We start from the raw sequence: 16,771 nt of genomic DNA, 5'->3' as shown, positions 1-16,771 counted from the left end.
CCAGGCAGCAGCCGGACAAACACAGAACGCCCCGCCACCCAAATCGGGTGGCGGGGCGCTTCCGTGAGTGGCTCAGCCGCGGGGCCGGAGCATTAGCTCAGGCTGGCGACGATCTTGTTGAGCGTGGCGGACGGCCGCATGACGGCTGCTGCCTTCTCGGCATCCGGGCGGTAGTAGCCGCCGATGTCGGCCGGCTGGCCCTGGGCGCCCAGCAGTTCGGAGACGATGGCGTCCTCGTTGGACGTCAGTGCCTCGGCCACCGGCGCGAAGGAAGCCGCGAGGTCGGTGTCCTCGGTCTGCTTGGCCAGCTCCTGTGCCCAGTACTGGGCCAGGTAGTAGTGGCTGCCGCGGTTGTCGATCTCGCCGGCCTTGCGGCTCGGGGACTTGTTCTCCAGCAGGAACGTGCCGGTGGCGCGGTCCAGGGTGTCGGCCAGGACCTGGGCACGCGCGTTGTCCGTGGTGTTGGCCAGGTGCTCGAAGCTGACGGCCAGTGCCAGGAATTCGCCCAGGCTGTCCCAGCGCAGGTGGTTTTCCTTGAGCAGCTGCTGGACGTGCTTCGGGGCGGAGCCGCCGGCGCCCGTTTCGAAGAGGCCGCCGCCGTTGATCAGCGGAACGATGGAGAGCATCTTGGCGCTGGTGCCGAGTTCCAGGATCGGGAACAGGTCCGTCAGGTAGTCGCGGAGCACGTTGCCGGTGACGGAGATGGTGTCCTCACCCTTGCGGATGCGCTCCAGGGTGAAGGCGGTGGCCTTGACCGGGGAGAGGATTTCGATCTGCAGGCCCTCGGTGTCGTGCTCCTGCAGGTACTCGCGGACCTTCTCGATGAGCTTGGCATCATGGGCACGGGTCTCGTCGAGCCAGAACACTGCAGGGGTCTGCGAGGCACGGGCGCGGTTGACGGCCAGCTTGACCCAGTCACGGATGGGCAGGTCCTTCGTCTGGCAGGCGCGCCAGATGTCACCGGGAGCAACCTCGTGTTCGATTAGGACGTTGCCCGAGCCGTCGACCACCTGGATCTTGCCGGGGACCTGCGCCTCGAAGGTCTTGTCGTGGCTGCCGTACTCCTCGGCGGCCTGGGCCATGAGGCCGACGTTCGGGACCGTGCCCATGGTGGTGGGATCGAAGGCGCCGTTGGCACGGCAGTCGTCGATGACAACCTGGTAGATGCCGGCGTAGGAGCTGTCCGGGAGGACGGCCAGGGTGTCGGCTTCCTTGCCGTCCGGGCCCCACATGTGGCCGGAGGTGCGGATCATGGCCGGCATGGAGGCGTCCACGATGACGTCGCTGGGGACGTGCAGGTTGGTGATGCCCTTGTCGGAGTCGACCATGGCGATCGCCGGGCCGTCCTCAAGGCCCTTCTTGATGGCGGCCTGGACGCCCTCGCGGACATCCTCGGGCAGCTCGTCCAGTCCGTTGAGGATGGAGGCAAGGCCGTTGTTGGGGCTGAGGCCGGCGGCGGCGAGCTGCTTGCCGTAGGTGTCGAACAGCTCGGAGAAGTAGGCCTTGACCACGTGCCCGAAGATGATGGGGTCGGAGACCTTCATCATGGTGGCCTTCAGGTGTGCGGAGAACAGCACGCCTTCTTCCTTGGCGCGGGCAACCTGTGCGGCCAGGAATTCGTCCAGGGCGGCTGCACGCATCACGGTGCCATCGATGACTTCGCCGGCGAGCACGGGGAAGGCCTTCTTCAGGACCTTGACGGTGCCGTCTTCGCGGACCAGCTGGATTTCGATGGTGCCGTCGGCCGGGACCACCACGGACTGCTCGTTGGAGCGGAAGTCGTTGGCGTCCATGTGTGCCACGTTGGTCTTGGACTCGGGGGTCCAGGCACCCATGGAGTGCGGGTTCTGCCGGGCGTAGTTCTTGACCGACAGCGGTGCACGGCGGTCCGAGTTACCTTCACGCAGGACCGGGTTCACGGCGGAGCCCTTGATCTTGTCGTAGCGGGACCGGATGGCGGTCTCTTCGTCGGACGTGGGGTTGTCCGGGTAGTCCGGGAGGTTGTAGCCCTGGGACTGAAGCTCGGCAATGGCGGCCTTCAGCTGCGGCACGGATGCGCTGATGTTGGGCAGCTTGATGATGTTGGCTTCCGGCTTCTTTGCCAGTTCACCGAGTTCAGCCAGGGCGTCACCGATCCGCTGCTCTTCAGTGAGGTAGTCGCCGAAGACGGCGATGATGCGGCCGGCCAGCGAAATGTCGCGGGTCTCCACCTGCACACCTGCCGTGGACGCGAACGCCTCGATGATCGGCAGGAACGAATATGTGGCCAGCATCGGCGCTTCGTCGGTGTGGGTATAGATAATTTTGGCCATGCTCGGGCGTCTCCCTGAAGGTCGGCTTGTATCTGGTATTCCGGCTATTTCACCAACCTTTAACTTACCCGAGGTGAACCGGTTGAACCCTACCCGGACGGCCGGATGCCCGTGCATGACCCCGCTCCCGTGACGTCCGCCACATTGTCCATTGTCCCCGGGGCAAAGGAGTCCTAATCTTTTTCTCATAAACGAATACCGCTTCGGCGGCTGAACTCAGTTGGAACCCCTTTGCGGCAGGGGCAGATCAGCATACCCCTACCTGGCAAACAGAAACTTGAACCGTCATTGGCCGGGCTTGTCATCCCCCGGGTAGGTCAATCAGTCACCCGGCGTGCCTCCCGGGCCCGCCCCACCTGATAGGTAGGACCGCAATGACGAGCAAAAAGACCTTGGCCGGCAGCCTTGTGAGCCTTTCCACAGGTCTGCTGGTGGCAGTGAGCGCCATCGGGGGCGCCACAGCATCGTCTGCCACGTCGCAGGACACAACCCAACTGCAAGTCACAAGCACCCCGGCGTCCAGCCCGCAGGGCTACTGGACGCCCGAACGGATGCGCGCCGCCGTTCCCGGCGAAGTGCTGGCAGCCAAGGCGGTGGCCCGGCAGGAGCGCACGGACCCGTCGGCCAGCGTTGCCGTGGAGACCGGTACGGCCACGAGAATCGCCGGCACGGCTGCGCAAAGCCCTGTCACCGCAGCACTGCACGCTGCGGAGGTCCCGGTGAAACACATCGGCAAGGTCTTCTTCACGCTTGGCGGGGTGAATTTTGTCTGCTCCGGCAATTCGGTTGCCGCCACGAACAGGAGCCTGGTGGCCACAGCGGGCCACTGCGTTAACGAGGGACCGGGAGCCTTCGCCACCAACTGGATCTTCGTGCCGGGCTACGTCGACGGGCGCGCCCCCTATGGACAGTGGCCTGCCCGGTCGCTGCACGCCGCCCGCAACTGGACCTCCAACGGCGACATCCGGTACGACACCGGCTTCGCGGTCGTGTCCCGGGTCCGGGGACGGGCCCTGGCCGACGTGGTCGGGGCATCCGGCGTCGAGTTCGGCCAGCCCCGTGGCCTGACGTACAAGTCCTACGGCTACCCCGCCGCGCCACCGTTCACGGGCCAGAAGCTGGTCAGCTGCACGGGGACGGCCCATGACGACACCATCAACCCGCAGTTCAAATCGCAGGGCATTGCCTGCGACATGACGGGCGGATCCTCGGGCGGACCATGGTTCGCCCAGGGCGGCGGAACGGATGCCAGCGGGGCGGGCGGCTTCCAGAACTCCGTCAACAGCTACGGGTACGGGACGCGTTCCACCACCATGTTCGGGCCGTTCTGGGGCTCGACCATCATGAAGGTCTACAACAGTGCACAGAAGAAGTGACACCTGACGGTGCCGCGGTAAGCCAGAGCCAGTTTTAAAAGCCCGACGGCGGCCGTCCCCTTAAGGGGGCAGCCGCCGTCGAGCTTTGTATTGGGCCCACGCCGCCAGGGTGCCCTGGCCGAGCGCAGCGAGGCTAGGGAGGCGGCGGGGAGGATTAGTGGAAGAAGTGGCGGGCGCCGGTGAAGTACATGGTGATGCCGGCAGCGTTGGCTGCGGCGACGACTTCCTCGTCCCGGACGGAACCGCCGGGCTGCACCACAGCCCGCACGCCGGCGTCGATCAGGATCTGCAGGCCGTCCGCGAACGGGAAGAACGCGTCGGAGGCGGCCACCGCGCCACGGGCGCGGGCAGGAGCGCTGCTTGCGTTGGCGTTGGAGGCACCACCGGCACCGTCCACATCGGACTCAACCTGCACGCCAAGGGTGTTGGCCCGCTCGACGGCGAGCTTGCAGGAATCGAGGCGGTTGACCTGGCCCATGCCAATGCCCACTGCGGCACCATTGGAGGCAAGCAGAATGGCGTTGGACTTGGCCGCGCGGCAGGCCGTCCAGGCGAAGGCCAGGTCGGCCAGGGTGGCGTCGTCGGCTGCTTCGCCGGCGGCGAGCGTCCAGTTGGCGGGGTTGTCGCCGTCGGCATTCACCTTGTCCGCGACCTGTACCAGCACGCCGCCGGAGACCTGGCGGATTTCGGTCGGATAGCGGCCGTAGCCCTCCGGGAGGGCCAGCAGACGGATGTTCTTCTTCTTGGAGAGGATTTCCACGGCCTCGGGCTCGAAGCCGGGGGCGATGACCACCTCGGTGAAGATGTCCTTGACGGTGTTGGCCATGCCGGCCGTTACCGTGCGGTTGGCTGCAATGACGCCGCCGAAGGCGGAGACGGGGTCGCAGGCGTGGGCCTTGGCGTGGGCGTCGGCGATCGGGTCGGCGGCATCGGCGGATGCCACGGCCACGCCGCAGGGGTTGGCGTGCTTAATGATGGCCACGGCCGGCTCGGCGAAGTCATAGGCGGCGCGCAGTGCGGCGTCGGCGTCCACGAAGTTGTTGTAGCTCATGGCCTTGCCGTGGATCTGGTCGGCCTGGGCGATGCCTACCGGGGCCGCCTTGTCGACGTACAGCGCGGCCTGCTGGTGCGGGTTCTCGCCGTAGCGAAGGACCTCCGAGCGTTCCAGGGCCAGGCCGGCGTAGGCGGGCCAGTCGATGACGCCGTCGCCGTCCTCGTCGAGGAACTGGCTGGCGGTCCAGGTGGCGACGGCGGTGTCGTAGCTGGCGGTGTGTGCAAACGCCTTCGCCGCGAGCCGCCGGCGGGTCTTGAGGTCGAAGCCGCCCTCGGCGGCAGCGCGGACCACGTCACCGTAGAACGCCGGGTCCACCACAATGCTGACGGCGGCGTGGTTCTTCGCAGCGGACCGCACCATGGCGGGGCCTCCGATGTCGATCTGCTCCACGACGTCGTCCTGCGCGGCGCCGGACTTCACCGTCTCCACGAACGGGTAGAGGTTCACCACCACGAGGTCGAAGGCTTCGATCTCCATCTTGGCGAGCGTCTCCATGTGGGCGGGGACGCGGCGGTCGGCGAGAATGCCGCCGTGGACGCGCGGGTGCAGCGTCTTGACCCGGCCGTCGAGCATTTCCGGGGAACCGGTGACTTCTTCGACTTCCTGGACCGGGATGCCGGCCGCGGCGATCTTCTTGGCGGTGGAACCGGTGGAAACAATCTTGACGCCTGCTGCGTGCAGGCCCTTGGCGAGCTCCTCCAGACCGGTCTTGTCGTATACCGAGATCAGGGCCCGGCGGATGGGAACACGGTCAAGCTGCGTCAAGCTCACAAAAGTCTCCGTCTTTATAACGCGGTTGATGTGCCGCGGTTGGTGGGGATACGGCCAGTTTATCGTGTCGGCGGGCCTCGGCTGGCTGGCGGGCACAGTGTGAAGGCCGGCCCCTCCGGAAGCCGGGCGGCGCGGCGCTCCGGGGCGTTCTGCAACGTAAGGTTTAAGCAGGAGGCCGAGATGAACATTTACACCGCTGTGCCCAGTGGCGAGCAGGTTGTCCAGGAACTGCCGTGGCGCTGGAAGGTGCAGGGCCGGATCTTCGTGATCGGCGGCCTGGGATTCATGTTCGATGCCTGGGACGTCACCCTTAACGGCATCCTCATTCCGCTGCTGTCCACCCACTGGAGCCTCACTCCGGGCGAGGCCGGCTGGATCGGCACGGCCAACCTGATCGGCATGGCCCTGGGTGCCTTCATCTGGGGCACCATCGCCGACACCATCGGGCGCCGGAAGGCCTTCACGGCCACGCTGCTGATCTACTCGCTCTTCACGGTCCTCGGCGCCTTCTCCCCCGACTTCATCTGGTTCTGCGTGTTCCGCTTCATGGCCGGCTTCGGACTGGGCGGCTGCATACCCGTGGACTACGCACTGGTCGGTGAATTCACACCGCGCAGGCAACGGGGCCGGGTCCTCACCGCCATGGACGGCTGGTGGCCCGTAGGTGCTGCTCTCTGCGGCTTCGTGTCCGCCTGGCTGGTGGCCGCCTTCGCGGACTGGCGGCTGACCATGCTCGTCATGGTGCTCCCGGCCCTGCTGGTGTTCTGGGTCCGGCGCAGCGTGCCGGAGTCGCCGCTGTTCCTGATCCGCAAGGGCCGCCGCGACGAAGCCGCCCGGGTGATCGACGGCCTCATCGAGGCCACCGGTGCCGAGCCCCGTGCCTACAGCCTGCCGGAGCCGCAGGCCGTGCCGCGGCTGTCCCCCGGCAGCGCGTGGCAGCAGCTGCGCGGCGTCTGGCAGTTCAACTGGAAAATCACGGCCGCTGCCTGGGCCCTGTTCATGAGCATCCTGCTGGTCTACTACCTGTCCCTGACCTGGATGCCGCGGATCCTGATCGGTGCCGGGTTCGCCGAATACAAGGCGTTCCTGACGACGGCGGGGATGGCCGCCGTCGGGCTTTTGGGTGTCATCGCGGCAGCGCTGCTCGTGGAGCGCCTGGGCCGCAAGTGGCTGTTGGCCATCACCGGGCCGCTGTCTGCGCTGATCCTTGTGGTGGTGGCGTTCGTGGTGGACGTGCCCACGGCGGCGGTGTTCTGGCTCCTGGTGTTCGGGTTCGTGGTGCAGGTGGCCATCCCGGTGCTCTACGCGTACGTGTCCGAGCTCTACCCCACGGAACTGCGCGGCAGCGGGTTTGGCTGGGCGTCCACCTTCTCGCGGCTGGGTGCCGGGCTCGGCCCGCTCATTTTCGCGAACTACTTCTGGCCGCAGCTGGGGCTGGCGACGTCCTTTGCCCTCGCCGGCGGGCTGGTGGTCCTGTCCGTGCTCTGGATGGCGTTCTTCTCACCCGAAACACGCCAGCGCCGCCTCGAGTAGCGCTTCTCCCCGGCAGCGGCGGGGGCATTCCCACAGGCCGGAACACCCCCGCCGCTCTGCAGAGGCGGCTGCTACTGGATGCAGGTCACGTGGACGGTGAGCGATACAGCGCGGGTCTGGGTCACAGACCAGCCCCTCTGGTCTCCCACCGTGACAGGCTGGCTGGCCGTCACCTGGTTGCTGGAAGTCGTAATAAGGCCGCTGAACCCGCCCCCCATAGCCACTTGGCCTGCGTCGCAGAGGGCCGTCACGGTGAATGCCGAACCGGTCGAAGACCTCACGCTCGCGCTTGTTGAGGCCGCGGCTCCGGTGGCACCCGTCTCGCCCTTCTCGCCCTGGGCTCCGGTCGCGCCGGTGGCACCCATGGCCCCGGTCTCGCCCTTCTCGCCCTTTTCCCCCGGGGCGCCGGTGGCTCCGGGGTCACCCTTCTCACCCTGGGCACCCGTGGCCCCGGTGTCGCCCTTCTCCCCCTGGGCGCCGGTCGCGCCAGTGTCCCCGGTGTCACCCTTCTCACCCTGGGCGCCGGTCGCGCCAGTGTCCCCGGTGTCGCCCTTCTCCCCCTGAGCGCCGGTCGCGCCAGTGTCCCCGGTGTCACCCTTCTCACCCTGGGCGCCGGTTGCTCCGATCGCACCGGTTTCACCTTGGATCCCCTGCTGCCCCGTGGCCCCGGTGTCGCCCTTGACTCCTTGGATGCCTTGCAGCCCCTGGATCCCCTGGCTGTTCCAAGAGATGGCCGTCTCCTTTTTGCCGTCGCAGGTGGCGCCACCGGACAGAATCCGGAGCTGGCCGCCGTTGTTGTTGTTATAGCAGCCGCTGATCTCGCCTGCAGCCGGCGTCGTCGCCGAGGCGTAGACAGCCGTGACGGCACCGGTGCCGAGAACCAATGCTGCTGTGAGACCGAGAACCTTTGGGCTGGATTTAGTAATGCTGAAGTGCGACATGTGAAACCTCCTGGCAAGCCGCGTGCTGGATGAGACGCAGTCAGCGTAGGTGCTGTTCCCGGCGAGCAACCAGCGTAATTCAGGCGCTGCGGTACCCATTTTTTCGCAGACGCTACCCGGACGGCCGGAGCCAATTACTCGCTAGTGCGGAGGCGTGGCCGACTCAAGTATCGACACAAGGCGGCGGCCACAGCGGGCACAGGCCAAGCAGGTAGTAGCTCAGTCCCCCCTAGGGAGCCAACTGGGGGCCGGCTGTTACTTGGGGGCCCGGGCGTACTCGGCGGCCAGGGATGCCAGGGTGGAGACCAGCAGCCGCCGCTCCACCACCTTGATCCGTTCGTGCAGGGTTTCTTCGGTGTCGCCGTCCTCGATGGCCACGGCCTCCTGCGCGATGATCGGGCCGGTGTCCACACCGGCGTCGGCCCAGTGCACAGTGCAACCCGTGACTTTCACTCCGTACGCCATGGCGTCCCGGACCCCATGGGCACCGGGGAAGGACGGCAGCAGGGCCGGGTGCGTGTTGAGGTATTTTCCATCGAAGGCGTCGATGAACTCCGGGCTTACGATCCGCATGAAGCCCGAGGACACCACCACGTCAGGCTGGTACGCCGCAACGGCCTCGGTCAGGGCCGCGTTCCACTCCGCGCGGTCGGAGTAGGCCTTGAAGTCCACGACGAACGTGTCAATCCCGGCCGCAGCAGAGCGCTCCACACCATAGGTAGCCGGCCGGTCCGCGCCCACGGCAGCGATCTCAACATCCAGGTCCCCGGCTTGAACGGCGTCGATGACGGCCTGGAGGTTGGAACCGGTTCCGGAGACGAGGACTACTATGCGCATTGCTCAAGCTTAGGCGGCTGCTCGCGTAGGCTGGAAAACATGAACCCCACACCGGGCCCCCGGGGGCCGCAGCGGACCGCGCGTCCGCTCAGCGAGGAGGCCAAAGCCTCGCTCCAGAAGACGCACAACCTGTTCCGCATGTTCATTGTGGCGGTGCTGGGCGCCTTCTTCGTGTTCCAGCTGGACATCGCGTACCTCTGGCTCACGGCCATTCTGACTGCGGCGGGGATAGCGCTGGGGATCATCGTGCTCATCCGGGCCATCCGCTTTAAGGAATCCAAACTGGTGCTGTTCGGCACGATTTCCGGCCTGGTGGTCTCCGCCGTCATGGTTCTTCTCGTGCTGACCTCGGCGTTGTTCTTCAACCAGGTGCGCGACTTCCAGCAATGCTCCCGCCAGGCGCTGACCAGCAAGGCAAGCACGGAGTGCCGGGTCCAGCTGGAGAACTCGCTGCCGGGACCGCTTCAGCAGTCCGTTCGTTAGGGCCGCCTGCCTCCGAGGCTGCTCCCCGGGAACCTAATTGCCGCCCGGGGCAGTCCCGAGCTCGGCGTCCCGCAGCTGCCGGCGCTCCAGCCACGGTCCCGCTGCGTACCCAATGACGACGCCGATGCCCACTTCCGCTGTCAGCCAGACCGCCGTCCACAAAGGGTCCGGGCCGATGTCCGTAAGCCGGCCGATTCCGGCCGAGCCGTGCGCCAGCCAGGCGAGGGCGCCTGCCAGCACGCCGGCAGAGACCCCGATGATAAGTGCCAGGAACAGCGTGGACGCTGCCGCGGTCAGCCAGCGGACGTGGAGCTTGATGGACAGCCATTCATCGAAATGGTTTTCGCCCTCGCGCAGAAACCACCAGCCGGCCAGGACCCCGGCCAACACGGGAACCACCAGCGCCACGAATCCGAAGTCCAGCGGACCGGCAGGAATCGCCGCAAAAACCGGGATGGTCGGAAGCGGTCCCACGGCGGTCCCCAGCGGAGCGACGTGTGACCCGGCCCCGAGGGAAAATCCCGAGCCCGTGAGCCAGGCGAGCGCGAAAACGGCGAGGTTGGGGAGGAAGCCGAGCTGCGCAATGGTGAGGGCCGCGCCTCCGACGGGTCCGGCGTCGAGCGCTTCGTAAACCGCGACCACGAGGTTCCAGTGAATGAAAAGGTCAATGGCCAGCAACGCCGAGGAGATGGCGAGCGCCGCCACGACCGCCACGAATCCGGCCTTGGCTGCTGAGGCCAGATACGACCCCGCCCACCGCGAGTGCTGGCTGGTGCGGGCAATCCAGTCCACCGCGTCGACGCCGATCAGCCGGCTCCACGAACCGGCCTCACGCCGGGCGCCGATCACCATCCCGAGCCCGAACGGAACCAGCGGCAGGAGCCCGGCCCACCACAGGAAGACCCCAACGTCCTCGGTCCGGCAGATGAACCCGGTGGCGATGCCGAAACCCGCGTAGACCAGCCATGAGCCAAGCAGCGCCTGCCACAGCTGGTCGGTGTACGAGGCCCGGGCCAGGCGCCGGCCCGCCCGCCAGGCCAGCAGGAACGGGATAAGGGTCAGGCCCAGCGGAAGCAGCCACAGCGTGCCGGCCTCGGGCGTCGCGGCAGCGCCCTCCCCCACTGTGGTGAGGTAGAGCGGCACCCCATGGATGACCAGCCAGGCCTGGCCGGCCAGCCGGGCCAGGACGTCGAGGCCCGCATTTCCGAACCCGGAGGTCGCCCAGACCGCAACGATGGGCACGAGGACCGCCAGCGCCGAGATGACGGCCGCCTGCGCGGACTCAAGCCCGCCCTGCAGCCACAGGGGCATGGGTAGGCCACGGTCTCCGGTCTGGTCAGCACGCAGTTTCATCGCCTCCCATCGTGCCACGCGGGGCCGCGCCGACCCGGCTTCGACAGGCTCAACAGCGCGGGAAAGTCGGACGGTCTTGGGCCTGCACCGCTATTGGGCTGGCCCGGCGGCAAGCGCTTTTTCGGAAGGCCCGACGTAAAATTAGCTTGTCCGCATTCAGTGGTTGGAGGCAGAAAATGACTACCGCATCCCCACATGCACACGGCGTTCACTTTGGCAGGACGGACGTCCAGAACGCCGGCATGGGTGTAGGTATTGTCTTGATGGTGGTCGGTGTCCTGGGGTTCATCCCGGGAATCACCGCACGGTATGGCGAACTGATGTTCCTTGGGCCTGATTCGCACGCCATGTTCCTGGGCCTTTTCCAGGTGTCCATGCTGCTCAACATCGTGCAGCTGGTCATCGGTGCAACGGGCTGGGCCATGTCCCGCGGCGAGATGGGCGCGCGGAGGTTCCTGCTGGGCGCCGGTGCGCTGTACATCGTCCTTAGCATCTACGGGCTCAGTGTCGGAGTGGATTCGGCGGCCAACTTCCTGTCGCTGAACATGCTGGACAACTGGACGCACATGGTGCTGGGCGTGCTGATGATTGCCTGTGGCTGGATGTTCTCACGGCATTCGGTCGAGGACAGGAGATAGCCCGGAACGCGAACGCCGGGAACTAGGAGCCGCGAATGAATAGATATCTAATCTGAGTATTCGTACTACCGGTTGGTGCAGGCGGCCACGCAAGGCGTGGGCGGCTGCACCAACTTTTTGCCTGGAGAAGCGTTTGTCCGGGAAAGTGCCCGGCACGCAGTGGTCAGGCCAGGCAGGGTCGCGCCAGGGAGGGTCAGGCGTTAGGCAGGGTCACGCCAGGGAGAGCACGAAGGAGAGCACAAACCCGGCGGCCGTGCTGAGCGCCACCGCCGGACCGCCGTGCTCGAAGGCTTCCGGCATCAGGGTGTCGGCAAGGGAGGCGATGACGGCCCCGGCGGCAAAGGCCAGCGGCAGAGAGATGGTCTCGGGATCCGTGCCGGACAGCGGGCCGGCGCCCAGGACGACGGCGGCCACGAGCAGCACCGCGCAGACAGTCCATAGCGTCATAATTGCCCCGCCCGTGTGGCCCTGGCTGCGCATGGACGCGGCACCCACCAGCGCCTCCGGCAGGTTGGATACGAAGATCGCGGCCAGGAGCGCCAGACCCCCTGTGCCCTCCCCCAGCGAAACACCAAGGGCAATGTTCTCGGGCACCCCATCCAACGTCACGGCTGCCAGCAGCGCCATTCCCGCGGCGCCCCGGGTGGAGGCGGGCGTGGGGGCCCGCTCTTCGGCAGCCGCGTCCGTGTCCAGCTTCGCGCTGCCGCGGAACTCGCCGGCCGGCACCGGTTTGGATCCTGGCTGCGCCCATCGGTCCAGCAGGGCACTCAAAGCCGTGAAGACCGCCGCACCGACCAGGAGGCCGAGCGCAGCACGCACAATGCCGCCGCGCTGATACGCGTCCTCAAACAGCTCAAACGTCAGGGCCGTGATTAGCGCACCCGCTGCGAACGACAGCAGGATCGCCAGCAGGCGTTTTGGCAGTTCGAAGCGGACGCCGATGAGGGCGCCCAGAACAAGTGCGCTAGAAGCCACCGCGCCGAACAGGAGGGAGGTTCCCACACGGTCAGTATAGGATCGGGAGCCGTGACCGGGAACGGCGCCGCCGGTCAGCTATTTAAGGCGGATCAGGACGTACGGCTCACTGGGCAGGTTGCCGGCAGCCCATGGTTCCTCGGAGGGGTCGCTCCGAACTTCCCCACGGCCGTCGTGCAGCACGGCACGCACCGTTGCCGCAATGGCGACGACGGCGATTGCAGCCAGCAGCACAAGGACGACGACAATGGATCCAGACATCCTCTGAGCACCTTCTGGGTTAATTTTATTGCGTTTGAACACGCCGCTCACGGGTGAAAATTTTCCCTCTGGACGCGAAAGGATCCCGGGCATATTCTGGTCTCCCATTGCGCTGGGGGGTGATTCGAATGGGCAACAGATTGCGCCTGCTCAAGGCGGCCCTTCTGCGTGCACTCCTGTTGCCCGTTCTCCTGGCTCTTGCCTGGATTGTGTGGGGCTTGGCGTCTGCCAGTACCGCGTCCGCGGACAGCGGCACGGCCGGCCCGGACGCAGCACCCGCGGTGACCAAATCCGTTTTGTCTGCTCCATTGACCTCCGCTGTGTCCGGGGTGGCGCGGTCCACCAAGCTGCTGCCGGCAGTTCCAGCGCTCCGGGCGCAGCCGAGCCTCGCGGCAGTTACCGGGCCATTAGTGAGCGAGCCTCTGTCGTCCGCCGTCGGGACTGTGGCAGGCACCGCCGGCACTGTGGCCACCGCCTCCTCGACGGCGGTTTCCACCGTGACCACCACCGTCACCACAGCTGCTGCACCCGTACTCGACACGGCAAACAGCCTCATAACAGCCGCCGAAGACATCGTTGCGTCCGTCCCCCGGTTGCCCGTGGCCCCTCCGGTGCCGGCTATCCCTGCGGTGCCTGTTCCTGCCGTGCCGGTTCCTGCGGTGCCTGTTCCTGCCGTGCCCGTACCGCCGGCGCCAGTTCCCTCTATGCCAGTGCCGGAAGTGCCTGCAGCTCCCCTGCCGGGTACCACACCAGCGGGACCGGGTCCCGGCGCCGCCCACGCGGGTCTTGCCGAGGCGCCACATGCCGGTTTCCGTCCGGGGGGAAGGCCCGCGACAAGCGCTGCAAAGGCAGCAGACGTGGCTGCACCAGCCGCACCAGCCGCGCCCATCTTCCCGGCCGTGCAGGCAACAGACACAGATCTGCCCCTTGCCGGGACCGGCCTTTCGCTGGCCGAGCTCCACATGACAACGCCCGAGCGGCCGGAACTGGCGGCCGCAAAAGCTGCCACCCATAAACTCCACCTCCACGCGCAGCACGGAGAAGGCCACCTCGACGCCTTTGCCGTAAGTGAGGGAACGTCGGGGAACTCGTCCTCAGGCTCCGAAGCTTCCGGCGCCCAGGCGGCCGAAGCCGCAGGCGAATGGGACCGCACGCAACTGTTTGCCGGAGCCCGCGTGTTTGATGCTGTTCGGCACCTTCCCGCCAGTCCAGCTTTTGATCCGGGGTGTTCGCCCGACTGAACAGGTCAGCCCTGCCCACTTACCGGGCAGGAACGACCCCCCTGCGCAACCCTGCGCAGACCACCAAGTTCAGTCAGGAGACCATGTCATGTCCACGCACGCCCCGCTGTCAGCCGCCCCCCGCCCGTCCCGTCCGCAGTCCGGAGCCGGTAGCCGGATCGGCAACTGGCCCGACCCGATGCGCGGCCGGATCGGCAACTGGCCGGATCCCATGTCCGGTGTTATCGGCAACTGGCCGGATCCGATGCAGCAGCAGCGCTAGGAAATGTCCACGCCGGGCCAGGGCCCTGTTCGGCGCTGAAACCGGATCGGACGAAACAAGAAAGTGTCGCCGCGTGGCGGCGCGGCGACACTTTCCTTTTTCAATAACCAATCCGCCTACGCAGGGGCGGGATCGCTCTTCCCGTGCGGCTTCTGTGTTCGCCTGCTGTCCGGGGCCGCCGGCGTTGCGTGCTGCGCGGTTACCCCGTCTGCGGCGGTGACTGCCCGCAGGTCAGGTTCCGCAGGAGCATCCGCTGCCGGCGACGGCGGAGCGCCTTCCGCCGGCGCTGCTTCCGCGGACACACCGGCTGCGGCAGAACTTACTTTCGCAGCGCCGCCCGCTGCGTCCGCGGTCTGCGCTTCGTCCGGCGCACCTTCGACCGACGCACCTTCGACCGGCGCACCGTCGTCCGCCGCACCTTCGTCCGGCGCACCGTCGGCCGGTGCATTCCGGGGCTTGTCCGGGCCGGGTTTGGCCCGAACGGGAAAATAGCTGATCACCCGGGCGAGTTCCCTGCCCAGGACAGTTCCCCCGACGACATCAGGCGGAAGTGCCTCCCGTTCGGCTTTCCGGGCAGCCTCCAGTGCCTGGCGGCCTGCCTCCGTTATGGACACCTCGTTGTGCCGCCGGTCCTGTGAACTGGACGCGCGCGACACAAGCCCTGCCCCCTCCAGCCGGGACAGCACACGGCCGATCGACTGGCTGCGGACCTTGATGTCAGCGGCCAGCTGCTCCTGGTTCAGCGGCCCGTCGAGTAGGCCCTGCAGCGCGATGACTGCCGCGTGGGTGAGGCCGAGTTCGGCCAGGGCCTGGTCCTGCCTTCGCTGGACAAGCCTGGCGGCCATGGACAGCAGCTGGTGAGGGCCCCACTGGTCTGCGTCAGGATTCGGGACCATCGGTTTAGACCTTCTTTCCCCTTTGAGCCCGTGCTGGCACCATGGCCAGCCCCAAATGCCGGCGACACCGGGGCCGGTAACCCGGCCCCGGTGTCAGGCATACTAACGGCGGGTGTCCTCAACGCCGTCGGTCTCAATGCGCTCCTTGCGGACCTGTTCGTCCACGGTCACCTCGTCAGTGACCGTTTCGGTGTCCAGCCTGACGCGCTCAACCGGCACGGCTTCCTTGTCCACCACGGGGCGTTCCTCGTGGAGGACCACTTCGTGCTCTGCCTCGCTGATGTCCGGGCCCCTGAGCGCCTCGTCCCGGTTTCCTTCGGTAATCGGTTCGCGCTCCACCCGCACTTCCTCGCGCTGCACGGGAACTGTCTGGGTCACATTCTCGGTGACCACGTACTTGCGCAGGCGCGCCCGGCCGGCAGCCTGCCTTTCCGTGCCAACATTTATGCGTTCCTCGGAGCGGGTCATGGCGTCGTCGTCGCCCAGCCTTGCGGTGGCGTCACCGGCCCTGTCATCTGCCGCGCTGTAGGTTCCGCCGCTTCCTGCCGCAGCAAATCCCGCGTCCCGCTCGGTTGCGGTGGACTGGTCTGCCGTCCGGCCAAAGTCGGCGCCATGCCCGTTGGCAGCCTCGGAGTAGGTCACGTTGCCGTGCAGCTGATAGTGGTCATAGAGCCGGTCTTCTTCTGCCGGATCAAGGTGGCCGTCGGTGTCCACGCGGGGGGCATCCTTGACCTGGTCCTTCGTGTACGGAACAACAATGTCGGCCCCTTCAACCCGTGCTCCCTCAAGCGGAATGAAGGATTCCGACGTCCCGAAAAGTCCCGTCCGTGCCGTCACCCAGGTTGGCTGTCCGTTGTCATCATCCGCATAAACCTGGCCGACGGAACCGATCTTGTCTCCGTCGACGGAAAGGATGTTTCCGCTCTTGTTGAGCAGGTCGTCGATGTGTTCCTTGGTGAGCATGCTGTCTCCTTGGAGTTTGACTTCGTGTTCACATTTGGCTGTTGACGCTAAGGCCGACGGCGGCACCCCCGCGGCGCGGCATCCGCCGTCCCGCAGCGGGCAACCCGCCGTCCCTGCCGAGGCCGACGCTCCGACCTCGCACATATACCCTAAGCATGCTTACTATCAGATTGGCAAGCCTGCTTAGCTTTTTTCTTCCGGGAGAGCGCCGCTCAGTCTGGCTGCACAACCCCATCCCTGGGGCGCGGCTGCCGGAACCAGGGGCGGCAGCAGGAAAAATAATGACAAGGGTACTTACTATTTATTAGTAAACATGCTTACCATTGCATGCCAGCACTGCTGGTTCTGAACAGCCGCTGACCCTTTCGGAAAGAGAGAGCGAAGATGACAGAGAATCAATGGCCGCAGGATGAAAGCCTTACGACTCCCCCGGCCACACAGAACTCGGCTTACAACGCGGGCACCACCGGCTACGGCAACACTGGCGCGGGAACCGCGGACTACGCAGGCACCGCCGGCTACCAGGATGATGCCTCCAAGAAGGACGTCGCGAAGGACGAGGCGGCAAACGTCGCCAGCGAGGCTAAAGGCGCAGCCCAGAATGTGGCGGAGACCGCCAAGACCGAGGCGAAGAACGTCGCCTATGAAGCCAAGAACAGCGCGCGGGATCTGCTGCACCAGGCGAAGTCGGACCTGACCAGCCAGGCCGGCACCCAGCAGACCAAGGCCGCTGAAGGCATCCGCAACATCTCCTCGCAGCTGCGCAGCATGGCCGACGCCCCGGACCAGCAGGGTGTGGCCTCGGACCTGATCCGCCAGGCCGCCGACCGCTCCGCAGACGTCGCCTCCTGGCTGGACAACCGGGACCCGGGATC

At 66.6% G+C, this 16,771-nt stretch carries 15 protein-coding genes and 1 pseudogene; 7 read left to right on the top strand and 9 right to left on the bottom strand.

Going from position 1 to position 16,771, the window contains the following annotated elements; genetic code table 11:
- Positions 1–92: 92 nt before the first annotated feature.
- Complete coding sequence (locus ACFUTU_RS09960; RefSeq protein ID WP_377963703.1) at positions 93–2,312, bottom strand: NADP-dependent isocitrate dehydrogenase; 2,220 nt, start codon at positions 2,310–2,312, stop codon at positions 93–95.
- A 374-nt stretch (positions 2,313–2,686) separates the two neighbouring features.
- On the opposite strand from ACFUTU_RS09960, the gene ACFUTU_RS09955 reads away from it, so the two are divergent.
- Positions 2,687–3,688: a trypsin-like serine peptidase gene (locus ACFUTU_RS09955; protein ID WP_377963701.1), complete on the top strand. Its 1,002-nt coding sequence runs from the start codon at positions 2,687–2,689 to the stop codon at positions 3,686–3,688.
- A gap of 154 nt (positions 3,689–3,842) precedes the next feature.
- On the opposite strand, the gene purH is transcribed toward ACFUTU_RS09955, so the two are convergent.
- On the bottom strand, positions 3,843–5,513 hold the full coding sequence (purH, locus tag ACFUTU_RS09950) for a bifunctional phosphoribosylaminoimidazolecarboxamide formyltransferase/IMP cyclohydrolase (RefSeq protein ID WP_377963699.1): 1,671 nt from the start codon (positions 5,511–5,513) through the stop codon (positions 3,843–3,845).
- A gap of 180 nt (positions 5,514–5,693) precedes the next feature.
- On the opposite strand from purH, the gene ACFUTU_RS09945 reads away from it, so the two are divergent.
- Complete coding sequence (locus ACFUTU_RS09945) at positions 5,694–7,046, top strand: MFS transporter (protein ID WP_377963697.1); 1,353 nt, start codon at positions 5,694–5,696, stop codon at positions 7,044–7,046.
- Between the two features lie 71 nt (positions 7,047–7,117).
- Here ACFUTU_RS09945 and ACFUTU_RS09940 read toward each other — a convergent pair whose 3' ends face one another.
- Complete coding sequence (locus ACFUTU_RS09940; protein WP_377963695.1) at positions 7,118–7,987, bottom strand: collagen-like protein; 870 nt, start codon at positions 7,985–7,987, stop codon at positions 7,118–7,120.
- A 255-nt stretch (positions 7,988–8,242) separates the two neighbouring features.
- A complete protein-coding gene (gene purN, locus ACFUTU_RS09935; RefSeq protein ID WP_377963693.1) occupies positions 8,243–8,824 on the bottom strand; it encodes a phosphoribosylglycinamide formyltransferase in 582 nt (193 codons plus the stop codon).
- A gap of 39 nt (positions 8,825–8,863) precedes the next feature.
- Between purN and ACFUTU_RS09930 the strand changes: the two genes are divergently transcribed.
- A complete protein-coding gene (locus tag ACFUTU_RS09930; RefSeq protein WP_377963691.1) occupies positions 8,864–9,307 on the top strand; it encodes a hypothetical protein in 444 nt (147 codons plus the stop codon).
- 33 nt (positions 9,308–9,340) lie between these two features.
- On the opposite strand, the gene ACFUTU_RS09925 is transcribed toward ACFUTU_RS09930, so the two are convergent.
- Positions 9,341–10,660 carry a DUF6350 family protein gene (locus ACFUTU_RS09925; protein ID WP_377963689.1) on the bottom strand — a complete coding sequence of 440 codons (1,320 nt, stop codon included), beginning with the start codon at positions 10,658–10,660 and terminating at the stop codon, positions 9,341–9,343.
- Positions 10,661–10,836: 176 nt separating this feature from the next.
- Between ACFUTU_RS09925 and ACFUTU_RS09920 the strand changes: the two genes are divergently transcribed.
- Entirely contained in the window at positions 10,837–11,298 is a 462-nt protein-coding gene (locus ACFUTU_RS09920) for a DUF4383 domain-containing protein (RefSeq protein ID WP_377963687.1), read from the top strand.
- 210 nt (positions 11,299–11,508) lie between these two features.
- Here the strand turns inward: ACFUTU_RS09920 and ACFUTU_RS09915 are convergent, their stop codons facing one another.
- Both ACFUTU_RS09915 and ACFUTU_RS09910 read right to left on the bottom strand, forming a co-directional pair.
- On the bottom strand, positions 11,509–12,300 hold the full coding sequence (locus ACFUTU_RS09915; RefSeq protein ID WP_377963685.1) for a ZIP family metal transporter: 792 nt from the start codon (positions 12,298–12,300) through the stop codon (positions 11,509–11,511).
- 51 nt (positions 12,301–12,351) lie between these two features.
- A complete protein-coding gene (locus tag ACFUTU_RS09910) occupies positions 12,352–12,534 on the bottom strand; it encodes a hypothetical protein (protein WP_377963683.1) in 183 nt (60 codons plus the stop codon).
- An 857-nt stretch (positions 12,535–13,391) separates the two neighbouring features.
- Here ACFUTU_RS09910 and ACFUTU_RS09905 point away from each other — a divergent pair.
- A complete protein-coding gene (locus tag ACFUTU_RS09905) occupies positions 13,392–13,775 on the top strand; it encodes a hypothetical protein (protein WP_377963681.1) in 384 nt (127 codons plus the stop codon).
- Between the two features lie 88 nt (positions 13,776–13,863).
- Positions 13,864–14,037, top strand: a complete 174-nt coding sequence (locus tag ACFUTU_RS09900) for a hypothetical protein (RefSeq protein ID WP_377963679.1) — start codon at positions 13,864–13,866, stop codon at positions 14,035–14,037.
- A gap of 116 nt (positions 14,038–14,153) precedes the next feature.
- Here the strand turns inward: ACFUTU_RS09900 and ACFUTU_RS09895 are convergent, their stop codons facing one another.
- Both ACFUTU_RS09895 and ACFUTU_RS09890 read right to left on the bottom strand, forming a co-directional pair.
- Positions 14,154–14,933, bottom strand: coding sequence for a MarR family winged helix-turn-helix transcriptional regulator (locus ACFUTU_RS09895; protein WP_377963677.1), 780 nt, complete (start codon positions 14,931–14,933; stop codon positions 14,154–14,156).
- Positions 14,934–15,035: 102 nt separating this feature from the next.
- Positions 15,036–15,896 carry a DUF2382 domain-containing protein gene (locus tag ACFUTU_RS09890; protein WP_377963675.1) on the bottom strand — a complete coding sequence of 287 codons (861 nt, stop codon included), beginning with the start codon at positions 15,894–15,896 and terminating at the stop codon, positions 15,036–15,038.
- Positions 15,897–16,280: 384 nt separating this feature from the next.
- On the opposite strand from ACFUTU_RS09890, the pseudogene ACFUTU_RS09885 reads away from it, so the two are divergent.
- Positions 16,281–16,771, top strand: a pseudogene (locus ACFUTU_RS09885) (hypothetical protein); the annotation flags it as partial.

Source organism: Arthrobacter sp. NPDC057388, assembly GCF_042668165.1.
Lineage (GTDB): Bacteria > Actinomycetota > Actinomycetes > Actinomycetales > Micrococcaceae > Arthrobacter.
This window is presented reverse-complemented; position numbering and strand designations above follow the sequence as displayed.